Source organism: Oceanicoccus sagamiensis, from assembly GCF_002117105.1.
Lineage (GTDB): Bacteria > Pseudomonadota > Gammaproteobacteria > Pseudomonadales > Dasaniaceae > Oceanicoccus > Oceanicoccus sagamiensis.
Genome location: NZ_CP019343.1, coordinates 2,920,937 through 2,944,247, shown reverse-complemented (window position 1 = coordinate 2,944,247; position 23,311 = coordinate 2,920,937). Strand labels below are relative to the sequence as shown.

Sequence of the window (23,311 nt, the reverse complement as noted above, 5' to 3'; positions counted from 1 at the left end):
GCATTATTGTTCTTTTCAAGCTGCGCATAGTGAATGGTTTAATTCAGGCAGGTATAAGCCGCTAAGATGATAGCTGTAGCATCCTTGCCAGCAGCCACCACCGCCCCATGACGATGGTGTTATCAAGCTCGCTTAAGGCGCCACAAATAACGAGGTTGGCACAACGGTATAGTTAATCGTCGTTTCTACCCCCAGCCCACTGCCGGTGGTACCGACCGAATTGGTGGTCCAACTAAGGTTGTGGATATCCGTAAAGTCGAAGTTAAATACCGAGAGGTTTTCAATCGGCTTGGCGACGCCAGTTACCGGGTAGTCATCACAGAAAACCAGTGCCTGCGCGTCATAACAAGCCAGTACTTCATTGGTGCCATAATCGGAGCCTCCGGTACCATTGGCAACCGGCACGCCATTGTCAGCAAAGCCTGGCTCGAACACATACTCCGTAGTAATAATCTGTAATAGCGCAGGGTCAAATGGGCTGGTAATGGTTACCACGGTAGTCCATCTACCGGAGTAGAAAACACCACCGAAGGTATTAACAAAACCATCATAAGTGACGTCAACCAGTCCGGTAACACCTTCCAGCTTATTGCTAATCTCTGTAAAGGCTACGTTCAGGTTAACGCTTGGCGCAAAGGTTATACCACTACCGCTGACGGTATAGGGCACCAGAGTAACGGTCAGTGCTAGCTCTACAGGCACACTGCTGGAAACACCATCACTGACAATCAGTCGAACAATATAAGTACCGTCCTTATCCATCCCGGTAATAGAGGGATCAATGGTAGAGCTTGAACTTAGCTCGGCACTACTGCCCGATGGCGCAATTAAACTCCAACTGTAAATCAAGTCCGCGCTGCCATCGAAGTCATCTGAACTATTTTCAGCGTTTAGCAGAACAGCCTCATCGGTAACGGTAAATGTTGTGTCGCCGTTGTAGCTGAGAACAGCGGTAGGTGCTTCATTATCCCCACAAGTGGCATCAAAGCGCGCCAGACTTGGGCCGTCATTGGTATCGCAAATCGTCTGAATCGCATCACTGCTATCATCGTAGTCCGAATTAGCGCCCACACCATCGCTGTCGCCATCTAGCCATTCCTGCGGGTTAGAAGGAAAGTCATCGTCGCCGTTAGGAAAGCCATCACCATCATCATCTTCAAGACAGCCTGCGGCAATGCCTTGAGCAACGGTAAGATTGGTATCACAAATCGACTGAATGTCTTTATCGCTATCGTTGAAATCTGAGTTAGCACCTACACCATCACCATCGGCATCAAGCCACTCCAATTCGTTGAATGGGAAGGCATCATCACCATTGGGGAAACCGTCACCATCATCATCATCCAGACAACCTTCGGCAATGGCCTGGGTATCCGTTAACTCAGTATCACAGATGGTCTTGATGGATGAATCACTATCATCGAAATCGTTATTGGCACCGGTGCCATCACCGTCAGCATCCACGCTTTCTGAATCATCAAAGGGGAAAGCGTCGTCTGCATCAACCACACCATCGCCATCGCTATCAAAAGTGGCAGGGTCGCAATTACCGGCCAATTTTTCCGCAGCACTGGCTTCGGCATCACAAATAGTTTGGATCGATGAATCATTATCATCAAAATCTGAATTAGACCCTACGCCATCGCTATCGGCATCTAACCATTCCAGTGGATTGAATGGGAAGTCATCGTCGCCATTGGCAAAACCATCTTTGTCGTCATCATCAAGACAACCCACTTCAATGGCTTGCGCAACGCTCAACTCGGTATCACAGATACTCTTAACCGCCGCATCGCTATCATCGAAGTCCTGGTTTTCGCCGACGCCATCACCATCAGCATCAATCGTTTCTCTATCATCAAAGGGAAAATCATCTTGCGAATCGAGCACTCCATCAAAATCACTGTCCAGATCAACAACAATAGTGAGAGTGGTGGTACTTTCAGCGGAAAAATTATCACTGACAGTTAAGACAATGACATATTCCCCCGCCACATTCATATTGCGAAGGCCTGAAAACACACCCCGATCTTCTGTCAATGAGGCGGTAGAACCTCCTGCGGGTTCCGACTGTATCGACCAGTTATAAAAAAGCGTATCACCATTGGTATCAAAGCTTTCAAGGGCATCAAAGCTCACTTCAGTATTCGTCTCAACCAGGTTTTCTCCCTGATAACTAATGACAGCAACAGGCGCGATATTGTCACAGCCTGCCTGCTCTTTTTCTTCATCACTGGCATTTGTCTGGCAGATGCTTTGAATGCTTGGGTCATCAATGGCAAAGTCACTGCGATCACCAATACCATCGCCGTCACTGTCCATCTGCTCATCAGCATTATCAGGCAAGGCATCGCGCAGATTGATAACACCATCACCATCATTATCACCCAGGTTAACTTCCAAGTGCGCCTGCACTTTTTCCAATGAAGCCACTTCACCGTCACCAGCACCACTTGCCGCAACCAGGTCGGCGACCTGCTCACTAAAATCAACGGCCGAAAAATCTACCGTCGCACCCTGTGCCGCCGACTTACCCTGTTCTGTAATAGTAATACCATTATCCGGGTTGCCATCTTCATCGAGACTAATTAATAGTCGAGCAATATTCTGTACCTTCATATCTGAGATATCGCTAGCTCCAGCGATTTCCAGCGGGGTCACTATCGGGTTAGTCACCACAGCGGGGAATTCAATATCGCCGATCGAGAAAATAACTTGCTCACCAATATACTGATATTCAAATTCACCGGCGCTATTAGTCACACCCGTGCGCAATGTCTCTCCAGCACTATTGATCGTCCGGTACGCTATATTCCCCACCGCACTATCAATAAAAACACCGGTTGTTACAGGCTGATCGCCTGAGCCTTCACCACCTGCACTACTACCACCGCCACTATCACTACAAGCGCCAATAAGCAACGACAATAGCAGTGTCGTCATGACGGACTGCTGTTTGCTAAATGTATGGTACATGGGTAAACCTCAAATAATTATTGTTAGGTAAAACTGGCCGATACGCCCTACTCTAATTGGGCGAGTACTGCGGAGCTGTCTGAAAAGCAGTGTGGTTAATTAAGCAATGGATTGGCCAACAAAGACTGCATCACGCTAAACAAAGACGGCCCAGTAATAAAAACCGGGCCGTCGTTGGTTTACTGTCTGTCAATTATCAACACACAGTGATTTAGCTTATGCCTTGCGACGACGGCCAACACCCGCTAAACCAACCAGCGCAGAACCAAACAACCAGGCCGCGGCAGGAACGGGTACTGCAGAGGGAACGACATCATAAGTACCAGAAGCCGTGTAGTTGATAGTGGTTTCAACACCAAGACCAGAACCGGTTACACCCACTGAGAATGTTCCCCAAACAATGTTGTTCAAGTCTGAGAAGTCAAAGTTAAAGGTAGAAGGATTAATCGCAGCAGGAGGCTGACCTAGTGGGTAGTCATCACAGAACACTAAGTTCTGTGCATCGCTACAACCGGTAACGACAGTTGTACCATTACCCGCAGTATCAGTAATCTGGTAAGTAGTTTCGATAACCTGTAATAAAGCGGGGTCAAAAGGGCTAGTCACGGAAACAACAGTATTAAAAGTGGCTGAAACAAAGTCACCACCGGCAGTAGCTTGTACAGTACCGGTACCAGAAATAGCAGCAGAAGCTACTGACAGGCTTAATGAAGGAGCAAAAGTATCACCAGAGCCAGTGATAACATAAGCAGCATTAGCATTAGCAGCGCCCATAAGTACAGCAGCAGAAGCCAAGGTCATTAATTTTTTATTCATTTTCATAATTCTTTCCTCAAGGATTGATAAGGGTAACTCAGCCATCTTTATGTCATTACTATAAAGACCTGTAGTTTTCCGTCCCGATGTCACCACCGGTTTGGCGCTATCCAAATTGTTAGTTTTATTAATCGAGCAAACGTCTTATCTCGGTTCTTAGTAAGTGGAATGACACTTAGTTAATTTCCGATAAAGGTACTAATACAATTTCGATGCCAGTTTTATTTTTTTTCTGTTTTATGGGTTAAAAACAGGTCTATTTTTTATTTTTTTATGATTTTTTTATGACGCTGTAACCTTGGTGACAGATATGCTGTAAATCGAATAACGTCTATCAGGTCATATGGGTTACAGATAAAAAGTCGCCGAATTAACAGGCTAAAACGGCTTATTTTTAGCTGTCAAAAAAACCGACATAAATATAATCCTATTGCTAAACCACCATTAATATAAGGTTTAAAAGAGCATAAATTTGACTAAAAATAAGATTGAAAAACTTGATCATTAGATATTTTTACTGGTGTTATCAGGAGGGTGTAACTTTGGCGACAGTAAAATATATTCTGTGTTACAACAGAAAATAATCGCTTGTTACAAGCTGATCATTCGGCTAATTATTGCCTGTAAACTTATCCGACAGGAAGGTAAAAAGGTTTAGCCTTAGGTATTTATAGGAAGGATATTAATAGGCTTTTTCTAAGCGCCTGGGAGTGAGGCGCCTTATTTTTTAGGGTTGTTTAAAACCCGTATCGTAGGGAGGGTTACAATCCACCAAGTCCGGCCATAAGCCACTATATGCCGGTGGATTATAATCCACCCTACGGGCTATCTTGTGGATTGGCTCACAAAGTGGCGGTGATAATCAGAATTGGATAGCAATATCGGCGTAATAAGAGCGCGGCTCACCAATAAAATACCGATCACCCGAGAAGGAAGAGAAGTCCGCCCGCTCGGCATAGTCCTCATCGGTCAGATTATTGACCCTGATACCAACACTAATATTACTATTGAGCTGCTGGCGCAGTCTTAAATGATAAAGGTCATGGCCTTCATAGCTATGCAGATTATCAATATCGGTGTAGTACTTGCCCATCGATACCCACTCCAGTTCCGCCCGGGTAGTGTCGGTGGGCTGCCAGCCCAACTGAACCGTGCTCATTCTGCGCGGCGCCGTATCAACATCGTTGCCGTCCAGATTGATAGCGTCATCCGAACCAAACAAACTGACATCGCTGGTATATTCATGACGGGCAAAGGTCCCGGAGGCACGAATATCCCACTGCTGGCCTAGCTGCCAGGACAGGTCGTACTCCACTCCCATATGCTCTGTCTGGCCATCATCGATATTCAGGCGATCAGAGGACTGGAAAATCACATTGGTCTTTTTCATATAGAAACTGGTCAGGCTGTACTGCACTGTATCGTGGCTGCCCCGCAGACCCCATTCAATACTATTGATTTCTTCCGAGTCTAAATCCGCCTCCATTTGGCCATTCTGTAAACGGTACATCTCAGTGGCCTGTGGCGCTCTAAAGCCATGGGCAAAACGGATATAGCTGTTAAGTTGCTCGCTAAACTGATGGTTGATACTGGCATTGGCGGAGATATTATCAAAGTCATCTTTGCTATCTTCAGGGCGGGTATAGCGGCAACCCTCGGCGCCGGAGCGGCTATTAATACATACCGAACCGTCTTCAGCGGTATTGCCCGCTATCATCTGGTTGTCATAGTCGTATTCTAAAAACTCATAGCGACCACCCAGTGACGCCACCGTATTGGAGGTAAGACTGTAATCGGCATTGATAAACGCAGCCAGCATCATCGCTTCCACCTCATAGTCATACTGTTTGCCCGCCGGGAAGGAGGAAAAGCCGCCTTCCTGTGACTGCTTGAGATAAGCATCGGTAAACTCCGCATCAAAGCCCTGACGCAGGCTGAGACCATTGCTGGTCTGTCGCTGGTAGCTGCTCTGCACACCGGCGCTCTTTTGGCCATTGTCTTCCAGTGGTGTGCCGGGTAAAAAGTGCATCAAAAATTCCATATCGGTATAGCGGGCATAGGGTGTGATAATAAAAGAGCCGCCATTATTGAGTGATTTTTCGATACGGCTTTGCAGGCGTACGGACTGGCTATCGCGGTAGGCTTCGGGGTTGGGGTTTTCCCGGCGGCGGTCGCTCTCTTTGTAGGCCTCTTCACCTTCAACATAGCCCGCAGTTTCCTGATTCAGATTGCTGACACTTAACAGCGTATTGATAGCAAGATTGTCCGCGGTGTAATCATGGCGCGCAGTCATCTTCTGCTGGTCAAAACCGGAGTCATCTTTATAGCCGCCATCGTGGGCGCCATTAAGGTTAATGCGGTAGCCATGTTGGCCGTCATTATCGCTCTGGCTGAACTTAAGACGGTAGTAGTCATTGGAGCCCGCTTCGAGATTGAGCTGTTGTTGGTCGGCAGCGGAGGGCTGGCTGATCACATTGATAACGCCATGCAGGGCATCGGAGCCGTGGGAAACGGTGCCGGGGCCGCGCAGTACTTCTATGCGTTGGGCTTGCTCGGTATTGATATCAAACAGTTGGTTCACATTACAAAAGCCGGTAGCGCGCACCGGTACGCCATCTTCGGCCACGGTAAAGGCACCGCAGCTGCCAGCACCGGTTAATACCGGTGAGCGAATGGCGGTCAGGTGTTCCTGACCATTGCCGCGGCTAATCCAGACACCGGGGACTCTGGCCAATGCTTCGCTGATATGGATGGCCGAGATTTGTTCCAGCTCCTGTTCTGAAATAAGCGATAAGCTGGCGGCACTATCGGCGAGTGATTGTTCAGTTCGGGTGGCGGTGACGACCGTGGTCTCCATCACTGAAGTAGTACCGTAAAGCGGCGAGACAGGCAGTATTAGCAACAACAGAAAAAGACTAGAACGATAAGTGACTGACATAAAGAGTGTCCGGATAGATGTAATCGATAATGTTTAATAGCTAGATAAGAATAACGACAACAGAAGAAAGCTGGAGACTGGTTATTGGACTAGATATAGTAATAAAAAGTGCAGGCCTAACACCGATATTCCTAACAGTATTAGGCCCGCCAACGGGACCTGCAATTTGTGGTTTAAAAAAGAATTATGGTTGCGCGAGCTCTAACACAAACAGTGTATTACCGGGGCCAGCCTGATAAGGGCCTGCGCCACCAAAAGAGTCATAGCCGGAATTAATTAAAATCGTATCTTCAGCAATGACCACGCCGACGGAATCGATAGTGCCACCATTACCCGCCACACCATTGACATCGGTGACATCGATAGCCGTATCCATGGACCATAGCTCAGCACCGGTATAGGTTGAAAAGGCTTTCACCACACCATCAAGCGAACCAGCAAACAGCACATCGTTTGTGACCGATAAGGAGGCTGAATACAAAGAGTCCGTAGCCACGCCTTGATAATCATGGGTGGGGTGAACTTCCCAGATCAAACCGCCATTGGTAATATCCAATGCATAGATACCTGGCCTACCATTGGCAACCAATGCGGTGCGGTCTTCCACCGAATCATCAATACTGCTGGCCTTGGCCACCTCTAAATCGGTTGCTGCTACATAAATCGTCCATTCATCGATGGCCATACCCCAATGAATACCGCCTAACTTGGCGCCCTGGCTGATTTTTCGGCTCCAGTTTAAGGCGCCGCTATCAGGGTCCAGTGAATAGACGATACCGCCCTTGTCACCGGCAATCAGGATTTTTCCATCGTCGCTAAGAATAGGCGCCGCACCAAAATCAAAATCGGGGCCCTCAGGTTCAGGGCAGCGATCGTAGAGGTTCCATAAAAAGCCGGGGTTGGCCGGTGACACCGGAATACGTTCATCAGGAAAATCACAGGCGGCATTCCACTGATCATTATTGCGCGCCTGAAATGACCAGTTGACCAAGCCTGTCGTCATATCCAATGAAATAATTGAGTCTGAGTAAGGCGCTACCGGCTCGGTATAACTTTCACCGGTGCCGATATAGATCGCATTGCGCGCAGGATCAATCGCCGGAGTAGACCATACCGGCGCACCATTGGGCCCTACACGGTAGGTATCCGCCGCAATGGTGGCCTCTTCCGTGGTGTGGAACGTCCATTGTTTTTCGCCGGTTACAGCATCAAAAGACACTAACAGGCCGTGGGTCTTACAACAGGGTTCAAAGATAAAGAATAAATTGGCAATAACTTCCTTGGAAGAGACCGGAACAAATAACTGGCCCCCGTAATATTGCATACCGCCAGTAATAAAATGATTGGATTCACTTTTCGCATCGCCGCTTATGCCTGCAAATTGCTGCCACAAAAGGGTGCCGGTTTTGGCATCAACGGCATAGACAATGCCATTGTAATCGCCAACATAGAGTACAGGGTCCTGACCAGGTAAGTTGTCGACCAGCAAGATACTTGAAGAGCGAATCACACCGGTAACCGTTAAGGTCCAATAGCGGCAAGCACTTTCCCGGTCAATCGCGACCAGTTGATTGGTCTGGGTAAAAAAAACTGTTTTTTCAGTGACCGCAGGCGCACCGCGTTTTTCCCTGACGCCGCTTTTTGCCATTTCAAATTTACGCTCTAAATTAGCGACGTTAGCACTGGTAATGGATGAGGCCTGATTGCGGGTATTAGTGGGGTTAAAACCAAAGCCATTCACCACGATCGGTGACAGGGTTTCGATATCCGCCAGGCAATCACCCCCGGTTATCACGGCAGCAGGCTCTTCCACCGGCTCATTTAAGGGTGCCAGAGCAAGGGGTAACGGAGTGCGTAATACAGCGGCGCTGTCTTCTGCGGCAGCGGCGGCCTCTGCGGCTTTACGCTCCTGCCGGGCTTTTATTCTGGCGGCTTTTTTAGCGTCTTTTTTGGCTTGCTTTTCTGCCTGCCTTTTTAGTTTTCTTTCCGCTTTTCTTAGGGCGCGCTTTTGTTCCTTGGTTAAATTCTCCAGATCGCCAGCGTCTGCCGTATTTAGCCTATCCTCGCCCAGGCTAACGGGGTCTTCTGCCGCTTGTAATTGAGCTATTGGCACCAGAGCACACACTGCACAAAAAGCGATAATTTTATTGATTCCATAACGGTACAACATAATCTTAACCTTTTATTGTTATACGTCTGCCGCCAGCGGCAAAACGCTTATTGATGACGTTTGATTCCACCGAGTAAGACCAGGGCACTGCTAAAAAATAACCAGGCCGCCGGTACCGGAACGGGAGTGATAGCATCAGCCACTAACCAACTGCCAATACTGGCATCGCTATAATCAGCACCGTAGATTGGCCCTGTCGCCGTATTCACATCATAGAAGGCAACACCGTCGTTAAAGGCGTGATCAATAATGGCGGAGTTCAGACCGGTTGGATTGCTGCTACCCGTAATCGCAAAGATTTCTACCGTATTTCTAAAGGTTTTAGTGCCACCCATCAGGCTGATTAATGCCTGTGCCGAAGCCGTATTCGCGGCCGAACTGGCATTCACTTCGGGTATACCGGCATGAACAAATAAGGTTTCTACTTCGCTGGAAGTGGCATAGCGAAAACCTTCATATAAACCTCCCTCAGACTGCTCGGCCACCATGGCATTAAACGAAAAGTTAGTCGACAAATTAAGGTCCAGCCATTGCAAGCCCGTGGTTTGATCCAGCGTTAAGCTACCGACTCCCCACACACTATCGTCCTGTGACAGCAGCGCGGCCTGGCTACTAATGGACACTAATAGCCCAACAAGCATTAAACTCACACCGTTACGACACCGGTTTAAATGGAAAAGCGATCTGAGATGACCCATAGCTACGTCCTATTATATTTATTGATTGGCCCTTACCTTCCAACAACCATGCCAAGATAAAAAAATCGCAAGAAAAAACATTTTTTGTTACAAAAAAATGAATTTTCTATAGCGCAAAGTCACCAAGGTGACAGCAATAAAGCAACTCAAGCGATAGCTCTATTGTCATCTTTTTTAGCAGGGGAAATTTTTTAAGATTACGCTGTAAAGCCTGCCGACAAGAAAGCAAGGGCTTGTATTTTTTTAGGCTTTTATTGCGAGAAGGGATACCAACAGTTGTCACCAGAGAGACATGGCACACGTCCCCATAATGACAAATAGTTACTTTTTTTTGAAAAATGCCAGCTATCGCTGTAAAAATATCCGACAGATAATTACTTTTTGTAAGCAGCCATCAATGCATACAATGGCCGTTAAAGTGACAGTGACTAGCCTTTTATTTCATCGCGTAAGGCATTGATATCGACAATCAAATACTGGTCACCACGCATAACCAGAACATCCGCCTCAATCCATTCACGAATAATTCTGTTGATTCGCTGCCGGGAACCCAGGCTCATGGACGCAAAATCATTCTGGTTTAAACGAACGTCCATCAATATACCTTCATCCGTTTGCTCACCATGCATTTCAACCAATTCCAGTATTCTTCCCGCCAGGCGCGCACGCAGCGGCAAAAATAAAATGCCCGATAATAACTGGCTGGAAATCCGGGTACGCTTGGCATACTCGATATAAAAATTACGATAGATTAAGGGATGCTTTTCAGCCACGGCTTCAATAGCGCTGCGAGGGATTAACAAGACTTCCCCTGCCTCTACCACCTGGGCTTCCATAACACGCTCATCATCGCCGGTTAAGGAATCATCACCCAGCCAAAAGGTTGGCCAAACATCGTGGATAGCAAATTTTTGCTCGCCACTACCCTCCATCGATATACGCACATGACCGCTCAGCAAACAAAACACATCGGTCGTTTTCTCGCCGATAGTATAAAGATAGCTATTGGTAGAGTAGTACTTGATTCTTGCCGCCGTCGCCAACGCCTCCAGTTCGCTATCCGGTAAGTCCTTAAACCAAACACAGCGGCTTACTTCTTCATAGATATGTGTTTCATTTTTCTCACACTTCATTGCTCGCCCCTTGTTCCCAGTGTAATTGGCAAACACCAGGCTTTTCTTTATTTACCAGACTAATTTCCGCCAGAACCCTATTGGGTGTTACTAAGAAATTCCGCGTCATTACCGCCCCCAGACTTTGTTTTTATGTGGTTTGTAAGCCAGTCGGGCACCCCATCTATACTTGCTATCAAGCAAATGTATTGACTTTAATTTTGCAAGTCAACATATACTAATAGACTTATATTTGTACTTGTACAAATTTAACTGCTAATATAATCTAAATCAGCTTATATTTTGATCAAAAAATACCTATAAGTCCTTGATAGCTTAGGAGTTATAAGCCGTTGAGACATTAGTAGTTTGGACACTATGACGAGCACAGGCCTACCATTCATGCGTATTATTGGCTTCATAATACTGGCGATATACTCCCTGATGAGCCCCTATGCGGCTGCATTGCTGCCCGAAGCTGCCATAGTGTCGACCGACTCTATCCGCTTTAACCCCCATCAGAACGCCAGCTTTATCAAAGAGACCGAGTCGCCACTAACGATCGGCTTTATGCTCGATAATCTGGACAGCATCGACTGGCAGCAACCCGATATTCGCCACCCCATTGGCAGGACCTCTGATATTTATTGGTTTGTTATCAATTTACGCAACGACGATATAAGGCCTGCCTACGCTTCTATTCGCTTTACGCAATTTCGCGCCCACGCCTTTGACGCCTGGTTAATTAGAGATGGCGAGGTGCAAGAACGTTTTCGCGGCGGCTTAAGTGTCGGACTCGAAAACAACCCTTTTGCTACTTTAAATAGTATCCATAGCACGCTGGAACAAGGTCATAGTTATCAAATTCTTTATCGGGTGGATGCCAGAGAGTACCTCTACGCCCTTCACTTTATGATGGAAACCGCCTCCGAACTGGAACAGACTCGCTATAGCTTTTATCTTCAAATAGGGGTCTTTTGTGGAATTATGTTGTTTATTGCCTTGTGCAATTTTCTGGCTTTCTTTGTGTTAAAGGACTTTTTATATCTGGTAACCTGTATCTGGATATTCTCTATGACCGTGCACCTGATGAGCTACTATGCATCGGGTTTTCGACACTGGGTCGTTGATATCCCAAGCCTTAACTCTGAAATTATCTTTCTGAACTACCATCTTTCTGAAATCCTTGGGGTGCTGTTCCCCATTTTATTTCTCAATACAAAAAGCAACTCACCAAAGCTTCATAAACTGCTGTTATTCGCCGTGGCCGGTCTGGTTATTATGTATCTGTTTATCTATGATCAGCCGCTGGGAGTTGCCACCGCCGCCACCGAAGCCGCCACCGTTTTGCTGCTGCCTATCCTGTTTGCTGTGACCATTATTGCCTGGCGCAATAAACAAGCCTTTGCCCTTTACTACGCCATGGCACTATCCATTCTCTCCTTATACTTTATTGCACTGATACTGACGGGTTATTTTTTCCCGGATAAGATTTCCAGCGTTATTTCTTTCGTGCTTTACGTCATTTTATTCCAAATGATTTTAATCTCTACAGCCCAGATTGCGCGGGTAAACAATATTTTCTTCCAGGCAAAAATCTCGGTGACGGACGAGCTCACCGGTATCGCCAATAGACGGGCGTTTGACCAGCAACTGCAACAGGCGATTAAGCAGTGCAGCGAAAGTGGCACCCCCCTTTCCTGCTTGATTATGGATATCGATTTTTTCAAAAAGTATAACGATACTCTGGGGCATGTTGCTGGCGATGAATGTCTGGTAAAAATATCTGCGGCTATAGCAGCATCACTTAATCGTCAGGAAGACACCGCGGCCCGTTACGGCGGCGAAGAATTTGCCGTTGTGCTACCCGGCGCCGATGCCAAATCAGCCGCCAGAGTCGCCACCGTTATTCTGGATGCCATCCATCGACTGGGCATTCCCCACCCGGACTCTTCGGTATCTCAATCGGTCACGCTATCCATTGGCGCTATGACCCTTTTTGCCGATGAACAAACAGAACCGAAAATGCTGATAGAAGCAGCAGACCAGCAACTGTATCTAGCCAAAAAAGCCGGGAAAGATCGCTATTGCCAACGATCAGAACCTGCCAAGACTGAAGAGTTTGTATAGTGGAGATGTGCCCATGAACCAGAACCTATTCAGTGGAACTTTATATCAAGGTGCCATAGCAGCTTTGCTGTGTAATCCGCTGCAAAGTTTTGCCGATGATGAAGATTTATACGGTCTGTCTTTGCAGGAGCTGGTCAATGTCAAAATCATTACCAACGCCTCCCTGCTGACAGAGAATACGCTAACCGCCAGCGCCACCGTTGATTCAGTCACTCGACAGCACTGGCAGCAGCAGAGCGCACGCTCATTGGTGGATACCCTGCAACATGTACCCGGGGTTTATACCAGCTACAATCTGGTGGCCAATGATGCGATTTCTATTCGGGGCAACAGTAGCTCACCCGGCGTACGGGGTATCAGCATGCAACTGGATGGTGTGCCTCTTAACGGTATTATTTTTTCCACCGCCCTTTATCACTCTGAAGGTTTTTCGCTGGGGCTGCTGGAGCAAGTGGATGTTATCAGAGGCCCCGGCTCTGCACTTTATGGCGCCGATGCCTTTCAGGGTGTGATCTCATTAACATCAAGAGAACTCGAGGCAGGTGATGCTATTGCTGAATTTCAATACGGCGGCAATGACTATCAGGCAGCAACTATAGCAAGCAGCCAAAACCTGGCCGAGTGGAAGCTTAGCGGTATTATTGATTACCGCGATAGCTCTGCTGATATCAGCTACGACTATGGCAACACCCTGATCGATCAGGATCTGCAATATTCTCGCTCAGTCGATTTTGAACGCGAAATCAGCTCGGCCATGGTCAAAGTTTCCCGAGCCATTAATAACCATTGGCAGTTTGATAGCAGCTATGTCAAAAACCAACAGGACCGTTTTGATGTTCGCCATCTTGGCCCAGACATTGAAAACGCCGAACAGAGCCCAGAGCGAACCACCGTTGATGATTTTGATAATCACTCTTCACTGGAACTGCTACAGGCAAGGGTCAAAGGGCAATTGGACAATGGCTTAAACCTGTCGGTACAGGCCTATACCTGGGATGCGGATTGGCGCTGGGGCGTTATTCAACCGGCAATGGTCAACACCTTTAAACAGGAATACCGCGAAACCAGAGACGGCTTAATTGCCTATATCAAACGCGATGATAAAACCCGGGCACTGAACTGGTCAGCGGGACTTGAGTACGCCAAACACGACAATAAACGTGACCGACTGGGGGTTGGCTTTAAGGGCTATCAAACCGAGCCCGTTACCGATACCGGCTGGCCGGTTATTAACGCCGGTGAAGGTTATGACCGCCATGTGCGCAGTGTCTTTAGCGAACTACGCTATGCCATTAACGAGCAGTGGTTAGTAAACCTTGGCGGGCGTGGCGATAATTACTCAGACTTTGATACCCAGTGGTCACCACGGGCGGGCATTATTTTTCAACCGGATAATAGCAGCGCTATCAAAGTGCTGTATGGCCAGGCTTTTCGCGCCCCGGCCATTAATGAAATCAATTATAAACCGTCTGACTCCCGCGGCTTTACCCTTGGCAACGAAGATATCACACCGGAAACCGTCGATACCTACGAACTGGTATTGATGAAAAGCACAACTCAGCAAAGCGTTGAACTGGTGGGCTACTACACAGAAATAGAAGACGGTATTATTCGCCAACCTATCCCTGACAATACACTCAATCAATTCAGTTATTACAATACCGCGAAAATCCGTTCCACCGGTGCCGAATTAAAATATGCCTACCACTGGCAGCATGCCAAAAGTAATATCGCGATTGCCTACGCCGACTCAAAAGACACCGGTAATGAAATATCGTTGGATGCCTACCCGCGCTGGATGATTGACTGGGGCATGAGCTATGAATGGTCTGGGCAGCAGCTTGAACTCACGCTGAATAGCCGTATTATGTTAGACCGCAAAGCCTACCAACGTACCTCCACCACACTATCCCCGTCTGATCTGGATAATTATGTGCGCTTTGACTTACATCTGTTAAAAACGATCAACCCACATTGGGAATTATCCCTCGATATACTTAACCTTCAGGACCGTGATAATAATACTGTGGGCCAGATAGGTATTAACGAAACCAGTATTCCAGAAGACGGTATCACACCGTGGCTGGGCCTGCGCTATAGCTATTAATTTTCTCTCTAGATCTTGTCTAACCAGGAAACACTTTATGCCGTTAAACCCCACTAAACCCCGTAAAAAACCTGTACATATGGCTTATAGCCTACTGCTGGCATTAATCGCTGTTGCTGCTTGCGCCAACACCGTTGCACAAGTCGATAAACAAACCGTGACGATTTGGAGCCAGGGTGTTCGGCTGCAAGGGGATCTGTATAAACCCAAAAACCTGACCGCAGAACAACAGCTGCCGGGGATTTTATTGGTGCCTGGCTGGGGTGGTGTTAAAAAGAATTTAGAAAAAAACTATGCGCCACATTTTGCAGAAAAAGGCTTTATTGTACTGACGCTGGATTTTAAAGGCTGGGGCGAAAGTGACGGCCCTATCGTCGCTACCGAAGCGCTGGAAAAAACCGAAGAAGCCGCTGACATTACGCTAAAAGCTACACACTTTCGCAAAATGGTTAACCCCTTATCCATGTCTGAAGATGTCCGTGCCGCCATCCATTATTTAGGTTCAGAGCCGCAGGTCATGCCCAATAATTTAGGTATTTGGGGCACCAGTATGGGCGGGGGTTTAGCCTTGGTTACAGCCGCCACTGACGACCGCATTAAGGCCTATGTCAATCAAATGGGGCCGGTCAATTATACGTACAATTTGCAAGCTATCCCCGATCAAAGAGTACGCGGCGCCGAAGCTATGGTGGCCCGAGGCCAACTCCCCTCCTACCCCGGTCCGCAGGGCCAGAACAACCCGCTGCTAAGAGGCTACCCAGATTGGATAGCGATGAAGCGCTTTGACCCCATGGCCTATCTTGACCGTTTAACGGCTCCTACATTGATTATTGAAGCGGAGCAAGAAGAGCTTTATAACCGGCAGAAAAACGGCGTATTGATGCACCAGATAATTAAGGACCGTATTGAGTCTCGCTATATCGCTTACCCGGGGAAACATTATGCGATGTATTCCGGGGACAATCTTGAGGCTGGGCGCGAGGCGGCGTTGCAGTGGTTTTTAAAATATCTAAAAGGACAATAAATCGGGATATAGCCTACGCCACAGCTGTCTTATAAATTTACCTCTATATTGGTTTGGTCATTTGATTGCGCGGAGTAGTTTGAGTCAAGCGTGTTTAGGGCATGAATTTTTACAACTATTGCGCTAAGCGTCTGGCAGTGAGGTGTCTGTTTTCAGGGGGCGGTTCTGACATCTCGCCGGCGCCCTCCCTGTATTTTGACGCCCCTTAAAACAAACACCTCACTGCCTTTATTCTTTCAAGTTTTTTGAAACCAGTATCGTAGGGTGGATTACAATCCACCAGGCCCAGCCAGGAGCACCCTATACCGGTGGATTATAATCCACCCTACAGGCTATACCCACCCCCGCTTGCACGGGGGCGATAACTACTAATCATTATTAATCACAATATTAGGAAACACTGGCCCGGCACTGCCGGTACTGGCCAACTGCACCGCCATATCTCTGGCAATATCCCCATAAATCAGCGCTTCATCACTCTCAGGCTCAGCCACAACGGTAGGCGCACCGGCATCAACTTGCTGACGAATGCGTAACGATAAAGGCAAAGCGCCTAATAAGGGCACCTTATATTGCTCTGCAATACGGCTGCCGCCGCCATCGCCAAAGATATGCTCTTTATGACCACACTCACTACAGATATGAATGGCCATATTCTCCACCACACCCAGTACCGGTACCTCAACCTTGGTAAACATCTCGATACCTTTCTGGGCATCCATCAGCGCAATATCCTGAGGCGTGGTAACAATCACAGCACCGGCCACAGCGGCTTTTTGCGACAGCGTCAGCTGAATATCGCCAGTGCCAGGCGGCATATCAATAATCAAATAATCCAGCTCCCCCCACCAGGTTTGCGCCAATAATTGATTTAGCGCACCACCGGCCATAGGACCGCGCCAAACCATCGGGGTTTTATCGGTGACCAGATAACCCATCGACATTGTCTTTAAGCCATGGGCTTCAATCGGCAATAAATACTGCTGGTTTTCCGACTCAGGCCGGGCACTTTCATCCACACCCAGCATCATTTGCTGGCTGGGACCGTAAATATCGGCATCTAAAAGGCCCACTTTGGCGCCATCTTTAGCCAGCGCCAGCGCCAAATTAACCGAGGTGGTGGACTTACCCACACCGCCTTTACCCGAAGCCACGGCAATAATATTTTTTACATTATCCATACTGCGCATATCGCGCTGGCCCTTAATAGACGCAATATTCCAGCTGATTTCAACGCTGACATTCTGCACCCCGGGGATCTGGCCAACCAGCTCCACGATCGCTTTTTGCATAGCCGCTTTAATAGAGGCCACAGCAAAACCCAGCTCAATCACAATAGTGACCATACCGCCGTCAATAGTGATCGACTTGAGAGCATCGGCTACCAAGACATTCTTGTTAAGGTGGGGAACCACATACTGCTGCAGGGCTTCTTCCACCTGCACTTGTGTCACTTCAGACATACTTTCTCCAGGGAGGCTTGACGCAAAAACCGAGCATTTTACTCGGTTATTACCCAAGACTCAAAAATAATAAACGAAACAGCCGCTTAGCCAGCCTAAGTGGATGAAAAGGCAGCTCAAAAAGGCTATAGTAGCGCCCCTTTACAGCGACATAAACAGCCATATAACACACAGACCTCTATGCCCCAGATATCACCCCGTAAAATGCTGGTTACCAGCGCCCTGCCCTATGCCAATGGATCCCTGCATTTAGGCCATCTGTTAGAAACTATTCAGACCGATATCTGGGTACGTTTTCAACAGCAGCGAGGCAATGACTGTATCTACGTCTGTGCCGACGATGCCCACGGCACCGCTATTATGCTGACTGCGGAGAAAAATGGCATCACTGCGGAGCAACAAATTGCCAATGTGCAGGCCGAGCATGAAAAAGATTTGGCGGGTTTTTTAATTAACTTTAATAATTATCACTCCACCCACTCTGAAGAAAATAAACATTACTCAGAGCTGATTTATAAAAAACTGCGGGATAATGGCCATATTGCCAGCCGTGAAATCACCCAGCTTTACGACCCTGAAAAAGAATTATTTTTAGCCGACCGCTATATCAAAGGCAGTTGCCCAAAATGTAAAGCCGAAGACCAATACGGTGATAACTGCGAAGCCTGTGGCGCAACCTATAACCCAGCGGATTTAATCAATCCCAAGTCTGCGATCTCAGGCGCCACGCCGGTAGAGAAAGAGTCAACCCATTACTTTTTTACCTTGCCCGCCTTTGAAGACCTATTAAAAGAGTGGACCCGCAGCGGTCGCCTGCAAGATCAAATTGCCAATAAACTGGGTGAATGGCTGGACGCCGGTTTACAGGAATGGGATATCTCCCGCGATGCCCCCTACTTTGGTTTTGAAATTCCCGATGCCCCCGGTAAATACTTCTATGTATGGCTGGATGCACCGATTGGCTATATGGCCAGTTTCCAAAACTACTGTGATACCGCCGGAATTAATTTTGATGATTACTGGGCAGAAGATGCCGAGACCGAGCTATACCACTTTATTGGCAAAGATATTATTAACTTCCACGGTTTATTCTGGCCCGCCATGCTGCACTCCGCCGGTTACCGTACACCCAGCGCTATTTATGTGCATGGCTTTGTCACGGTTAACGGGCAGAAGATGTCTAAATCCCGCGGCACCTTTATTAAAGCCTCCACTTATTTAGAGCATTTGGATGCGGAATATTTGCGCTACTACTATGCTGCCAAATTATCAGGCTCGGTTGACGATATTGATTTAAATCTGGAAGACTTTGTACAGCGGGTTAACTCCGATCTGGTCGGCAAGGTCGTCAATATCGCCTCACGTTCCGCCAAGTTTATTACCAAAGGCAGTGACGGTGTGATGTCAGCGGCACTGGCAGATGAGCAACTCTGGCAAGAAGCTGTTGCCAAAAGCGACACCATTGCCGAGCTGTATGAACAACGGGAATTTAGCAAAGCCATCCGTGAAATTATGGCCATTGCCGATGCCACCAACGAATATTTTGATAGCCAGGAGCCCTGGAAACTGGCCAAAGAAGCAGGCAAAGAACAACAGGTGATTGAAGTCGCCTCACAGTGCGTTAATCTATTTCGCCTGATTATGATTTATCTCAAGCCGGTACTGCCGACAACCGCTGAGAAAGCCTGCACCTTTTTAAACGCCGAGCTGGATTGGCAAGGTGCGATTGAGCCTCTGCTTAATCACCAAATCAACAAGTTCAAACCCATGATGACCCGTATCGATAAAGATAAGGTCAATGCCATGGTGGATGCTGGTAAAGAAACCGCTGCCCCCAAAGCTGAGAAAAAAGCCAAGAAGAAAAAGCCCGCCAACAACGCAGCCCCGGCCACTATCGAATTTGATGATTTTGCCAAGGTGGATTTACGGGTGGTCGAGATTATTGCCGCTGACCATGTTGAAGGGGCCGATAAGTTACTGCAATTAACCCTTAGCCTTGGCGATCAGGGCACCAAGCAGGTCTTTGCCGGAATTAAGTCAGCCTATGCACCGGAAGATCTGGTGGGCAAGCATACCGTTATGGTGGCCAATCTGGCGCCGCGCAAGATGAAATTCGGCGTTTCCGAGGGCATGGTATTAGCCGCAGGCCCCGGCGGTGGCGATATCTGGCTACTGGAACCCGATAAAGGCGCCAAACCCGGTATGAAGATACAATAGTAGGGTGGATTACAATCCACCAAAACCCGGCCCACAAAGGTGGATTACAATCCACCCTACTGGCCAGATTAGTAATCATTGCAGGCCATTTTGGTCAGTCTTTCACAACAGCGATTATGGTAAGCTAAACCCCATAAATTCAAAGGTTTTAAGCACTTATGTTGGCAGATTATTCACTGCTATTGATCGGAGCCATTCTGGTCAACAATTTTGTACTGGTACAGTTCCTCGGGCTGTGCCCGTTTATGGGTGTCTCCAATAAACTGGAAACCGCCATTGGTATGTCCAGCGCCACCACCTTTGTACTAACCCTTGCCTCCATTGTTAGCTGGATGACCTATGAATGGTTGTTACTGCCATTGGGTTTGGAATATCTAAAAACCATCTCCTTTATTCTGGTGATTGCGGTAGTTGTGCAATTTACCGAAATGGTGGTGCGTAAAACCAGCCCGCTGCTTTATAAAGTGCTGGGGGTTTTCCTACCCTTGATCACTACCAACTGTGCAGTACTCGGTGTCGCCCTACTTAATATCAATAAGCAGCATAGCTTTGTTGAATCTGCCCTTTATGGTTTTGGCGCTGCCTTAGGATTTTCGTTAGTGCTGGTATTATTTGCTGCCATGCGTGAAAGACTTGCCGTAGCCGATGTACCCGATCCTTTTAAAGGGGCTGCCATCGGTATGATTACCGCCGGTTTAATGTCATTAGCCTTTATGGGCTTTGCGGGATTGGTGTAACGCGCAGTGATTGAACTTATTAACCAACAGCCCTTTGTCGCTGCCATTATCGCTCTGGTGATTTTGGGGGTTCCCTTTGGCGCACTGCTGGGTTTTGCCGCGGTAAAATTTAAAACCGAAGGCGATCCAATTGCCGATCAAGTAGAAGCCTTATTACCCCAGACCCAATGCGGCCAGTGTAGCTACCCCGGCTGTCGCCCCTATGCTGAAGCTATTGCCAATGGCGAAGCCATCAATAAATGCCCCCCGGCGGGGAAACCACTATTCAGGCATTGGCTGATTTATTAGATGTTGAAGCGGTCCCACTGGATGCGGAGCACGGTGAAGAAAATATTAAAACCGTCGCCTTTGTCCGGGAAGATGAATGTATCGGTTGTACCAAATGTATTCAGGCCTGCCCCGTTGATGCCATTCTCGGCGCAGCCAAGCAAATGCATACAATTATCGCCAGCGAGTGTACCGGCTGTGATCTCTGTGTTGAACCTTGCCCGGTAGATTGTATTGATATGCTGCCGATAGAAACCACGGTGCAAACCTGGAGCTGGGATTTACCCAAGCCCGCTGAAGTGATTGCCACTGATAAAGACAGTGAGGTGGCCGCGTGAGAAAAGTCTGGGATATCCATGGTGGTGTTCATCCACCGGAAAACAAAACGCAATCTAACCAGCTGGCCATTACCAGTGCAGGTATTCCCGACCAGTTAGTGTTCCCGCTATCACAGCATATCGGCGCACCGGCTGCACCGATTGTAGAGATTGGCCAGAAAGTATTAAAAGGCGAAATGATTGCCGAAGCCAAAGGTTTTGTTAGCGTGCCGGTTCATGCCTCTACCTCTGGCGAAGTGATTGCGATTGAACAGCGCAATATTCCCCACCCCTCTGGTATGGCTGCCCCCTGCATTATTATCCAGGCCGATGGCAAAGACGAGTGGATAGACCATAGCGGTCTTGAGGACTATACCGCCGTCGATAAAAAAGAATTACTCAACCGTATTCGCGAAGCAGGTATTGCCGGTATGGGCGGCGCAGGCTTTCCATCGGCGGTAAAACTCGGCACCCGTGATGACCAGGTTATTGAAACACTGATTATCAATGGCACCGAATGCGAACCTTATATCACCGCCGACGATATGTTGATGCGCGAACGCGCCGAAGAAATTATTGCTGGCGCTAAAATTTTAAAATATCTGATTAAGCCCACTAAAGAGGCGATTATCGGGGTTGAAGATAATAAGCCTGAAGGGATTGCCGCTTTAGAAAAAGCCGCTGAAGGTTCGGGTATTGAAGTTGTTAGTTTTCCCACCAAATACCCTTCTGGTGGTGAGAAACAATTAATCCAAATTTTAACCGGTAAAGAAGTTCCCTCCGGTGGCTTACCTGCCCAAGTGGGTATTGTTTGCCAGAACCTCGGCACCACTGTTGCTATTTACCGCGCTATACAATTGGGCGAGCCGTTAATTTCTCGTATTACGACAGTGACCGGTGAAGCCTGTGAGCAAAACCGTAACTATGAAGTACTGTTAGGTTCACCCATTAGCCACTTATTAGAACTGGCTGGCTACCAACAGAAAAAAGCCTCCCGGTTAATTATGGGCGGCCCGATGATGGGCTTTACGCTAAATAGCGAAACCGTACCGGTGGTTAAAACCACTAACTGTATATTGGCCCCCAGCAAAAAAGAAATTCCTCCGCCTACACCGGCACAAGCCTGTATTCGTTGCGGTATGTGTGCAGAAGCCTGCCCGGTTTCGCTGCTACCCCAGCAAATGTATTGGTTTGCCCGCGGCAAAGAATACGAAAAACTCGAAGCCCACAACTTGATGGATTGTATTGAGTGTGGCGCCTGCTCTTTTGCCTGCCCCAGCAATATTCCCTTAGTGCAATATTATCGCGCCTCCAAAGCGGATATTCGCCAGCAGAAAGAAGATGCGATTAAAGCCGAGCAATCCAAAGCCCGCTTTGAAGCACGGCAGGAACGTATTGAACGGCAAGAGGCGGAAAAAGAAGCCAAACGCAAAGCCCGTAAAGCCGCCGCCGAAGCCCGCGCCGCAGGCAATGCCGACGCCGGTAAAGTTGATGCCGTGCAGGCCGCCGTGGAAAGAGCCAAAGCCAAAAAGGCCGCCGTTGACCCGGCCCAGGCCGCGATTGAAAAAGCCAAGGCCAAACGCGCTGGCGGTGCCGAAGAAGCCCCCACCAAAGAGAGTCTTGAAAAAGCCCTGGCCAGTGTGGAAAAACGCCTGGCTGCCGCCAAAGAAAAATTACAACAAGCTGAACAGGAAGGCTCCGATAAAGTGGATGCCTTCCGCACCGGCGTAGAAAAAACCGAAGCAAAATATCAAGCTGCTAAAACCGCGCTGGATACCTTTATCGCTGACAACCCGGCCCCAGAAGCTAGCACCGACCCTGCGCAACTGGCAATACAACGCGCACAGGAAAAACGCGCTAGCAAGGCAGACTTAAGCCCGCGGGAAAAAGCCCAGCAGGCGGTAGACTCGCTGAAGACACGTATCGAGAAAGCACAAGTTAAACTGGAAGCCGCCAAAGCCGAAGATTCGGACAAGCTGGATATTTTTGAAAAGACGTTAGCTGGCCTGCAAGAAAAACTGGCCAAAGCGGAACAGGAACTGGCAGAGATACCTGCCGAAAAAGCAGCGGAACCCGCCCCTTCTGGTGATGCTGCGCAAGATGCTATCGCCCGGGCGCTGGCAAAACGTGAAGCGGCGTCCTCCATGACGGACGAAGAGCGTTTACTCAATGCCGTTGAGGCACTGGGCAAACGTTTAGATAAAACCCGCGACAAACTGGCTACCGCTCAAGCCGAAGGCAGTGATACCGTTGATATCCTGACCGAGACACTGGCAAAACTGGACCTTAAGTTAGTCGACGCCAAGCAAGCCTACGACGACTACAAGCAGAACAATTAA

Annotated in this window: 13 protein-coding genes, 1 pseudogene and 1 riboswitch; of the genes and pseudogenes, 7 read left to right on the top strand and 7 right to left on the bottom strand. The window is 48.1% G+C overall.

Going from position 1 to position 23,311, the window contains the following annotated elements:
* Positions 1-132: 132 nt before the first annotated feature.
* The 6 genes from BST96_RS13560 to BST96_RS13535 form a co-directional block, all read right to left on the bottom strand.
* A complete protein-coding gene (locus tag BST96_RS13560) occupies positions 133-2,976 on the bottom strand; it encodes a PKD domain-containing protein (protein WP_157117956.1) in 2,844 nt (947 codons plus the stop codon).
* Positions 2,977-3,192: 216 nt separating this feature from the next.
* Complete coding sequence (locus BST96_RS20770; RefSeq protein WP_085759220.1) at positions 3,193-3,798, bottom strand: VPLPA-CTERM sorting domain-containing protein; 606 nt, start codon at positions 3,796-3,798, stop codon at positions 3,193-3,195.
* Between the two features lie 22 nt (positions 3,799-3,820).
* Positions 3,821-3,907, bottom strand: a riboswitch (cyclic di-GMP riboswitch).
* A 747-nt stretch (positions 3,908-4,654) separates the two neighbouring features.
* Positions 4,655-6,730: a TonB-dependent receptor gene (locus tag BST96_RS13550; RefSeq protein WP_085759219.1), complete on the bottom strand. Its 2,076-nt coding sequence runs from the start codon at positions 6,728-6,730 to the stop codon at positions 4,655-4,657.
* A 184-nt stretch (positions 6,731-6,914) separates the two neighbouring features.
* On the bottom strand, positions 6,915-8,900 hold the full coding sequence (locus BST96_RS13545; RefSeq protein ID WP_085759218.1) for an outer membrane protein assembly factor BamB family protein: 1,986 nt from the start codon (positions 8,898-8,900) through the stop codon (positions 6,915-6,917).
* A 47-nt stretch (positions 8,901-8,947) separates the two neighbouring features.
* Entirely contained in the window at positions 8,948-9,550 is a 603-nt protein-coding gene (locus tag BST96_RS13540) for a hypothetical protein (RefSeq protein WP_157117955.1), read from the bottom strand.
* 476 nt (positions 9,551-10,026) lie between these two features.
* Positions 10,027-10,731 (bottom strand): Crp/Fnr family transcriptional regulator, encoded by a 705-nt coding sequence (locus BST96_RS13535; RefSeq protein ID WP_085759216.1) that lies wholly within the window; start codon positions 10,729-10,731, stop codon positions 10,027-10,029.
* Between the two features lie 423 nt (positions 10,732-11,154).
* Here BST96_RS13535 and BST96_RS13530 point away from each other — a divergent pair, with 423 nt between their 5' ends.
* Genes BST96_RS13530 through BST96_RS13520 form a run of 3 tightly spaced genes read left to right on the top strand, consistent with a single transcriptional unit; the run spans position 11,155 to position 15,971 of the window.
* Positions 11,155-12,840, top strand: coding sequence for a GGDEF domain-containing protein (locus BST96_RS13530; RefSeq protein WP_169713994.1), 1,686 nt, complete (start codon positions 11,155-11,157; stop codon positions 12,838-12,840).
* Between the two features lie 13 nt (positions 12,841-12,853).
* Positions 12,854-14,947, top strand: a complete 2,094-nt coding sequence (locus BST96_RS13525) for a TonB-dependent receptor plug domain-containing protein (RefSeq protein ID WP_085759214.1) — start codon at positions 12,854-12,856, stop codon at positions 14,945-14,947.
* A 37-nt stretch (positions 14,948-14,984) separates the two neighbouring features.
* Positions 14,985-15,971 carry an alpha/beta hydrolase gene (locus BST96_RS13520; RefSeq protein ID WP_240554800.1) on the top strand — a complete coding sequence of 329 codons (987 nt, stop codon included), beginning with the start codon at positions 14,985-14,987 and terminating at the stop codon, positions 15,969-15,971.
* Between the two features lie 368 nt (positions 15,972-16,339).
* Here the strand turns inward: BST96_RS13520 and apbC are convergent, their stop codons facing one another.
* Positions 16,340-17,434 carry an iron-sulfur cluster carrier protein ApbC gene (apbC, locus tag BST96_RS13515; RefSeq protein ID WP_085759213.1) on the bottom strand — a complete coding sequence of 365 codons (1,095 nt, stop codon included), beginning with the start codon at positions 17,432-17,434 and terminating at the stop codon, positions 16,340-16,342.
* A 180-nt stretch (positions 17,435-17,614) separates the two neighbouring features.
* Here apbC and metG point away from each other — a divergent pair, with 180 nt between their 5' ends.
* The 4 genes and pseudogenes from metG (at position 17,615) to rsxC (ending at position 23,311) form a co-directional block, all read left to right on the top strand.
* On the top strand, positions 17,615-19,651 hold the full coding sequence (gene metG / locus BST96_RS13510; RefSeq protein WP_085760539.1) for a methionine--tRNA ligase: 2,037 nt from the start codon (positions 17,615-17,617) through the stop codon (positions 19,649-19,651).
* A gap of 158 nt (positions 19,652-19,809) precedes the next feature.
* Positions 19,810-20,388, top strand: coding sequence for an electron transport complex subunit RsxA (gene rsxA, locus BST96_RS13505; protein ID WP_085759212.1), 579 nt, complete (start codon positions 19,810-19,812; stop codon positions 20,386-20,388).
* A gap of 6 nt (positions 20,389-20,394) precedes the next feature.
* Positions 20,395-20,993: pseudogene (gene rsxB / locus BST96_RS13500) on the top strand (electron transport complex subunit RsxB).
* On the top strand, positions 20,990-23,311 hold the full coding sequence (rsxC, locus tag BST96_RS13495) for an electron transport complex subunit RsxC (protein ID WP_085759211.1): 2,322 nt from the start codon (positions 20,990-20,992) through the stop codon (positions 23,309-23,311). Before rsxB ends, rsxC begins: the two are co-directional and overlap by 4 nt.

Bases quoted from the DNA above. Each gene is read 5' to 3' on its own strand.
- BST96_RS13560 (WP_157117956.1), bottom strand. From the start codon at position 2,976: ATGTACCATACATTTAGCAAACAGCAGTCCGTCATGACGACACTGCTA.
- BST96_RS20770 (WP_085759220.1), bottom strand. From the start codon at position 3,798: ATGAAAATGAATAAAAAATTAATGACCTTGGCTTCTGCTGCTGTACTT.
- BST96_RS13550 (WP_085759219.1), bottom strand. From the start codon at position 6,730: ATGTCAGTCACTTATCGTTCTAGTCTTTTTCTGTTGTTGCTAATACTG.
- BST96_RS13545 (WP_085759218.1), bottom strand. From the start codon at position 8,900: ATGTTGTACCGTTATGGAATCAATAAAATTATCGCTTTTTGTGCAGTG.
- BST96_RS13535 (WP_085759216.1), bottom strand. From the start codon at position 10,731: ATGAAGTGTGAGAAAAATGAAACACATATCTATGAAGAAGTAAGCCGC.
- BST96_RS13530 (WP_169713994.1), top strand. From the start codon at position 11,155: ATGAGCCCCTATGCGGCTGCATTGCTGCCCGAAGCTGCCATAGTGTCG.
- BST96_RS13525 (WP_085759214.1), top strand. From the start codon at position 12,854: ATGAACCAGAACCTATTCAGTGGAACTTTATATCAAGGTGCCATAGCA.
- BST96_RS13520 (WP_240554800.1), top strand. From the start codon at position 14,985: ATGCCGTTAAACCCCACTAAACCCCGTAAAAAACCTGTACATATGGCT.
- apbC (WP_085759213.1), bottom strand. From the start codon at position 17,434: ATGTCTGAAGTGACACAAGTGCAGGTGGAAGAAGCCCTGCAGCAGTAT.
- metG (WP_085760539.1), top strand. From the start codon at position 17,615: ATGCCCCAGATATCACCCCGTAAAATGCTGGTTACCAGCGCCCTGCCC.
- rsxA (WP_085759212.1), top strand. From the start codon at position 19,810: ATGTTGGCAGATTATTCACTGCTATTGATCGGAGCCATTCTGGTCAAC.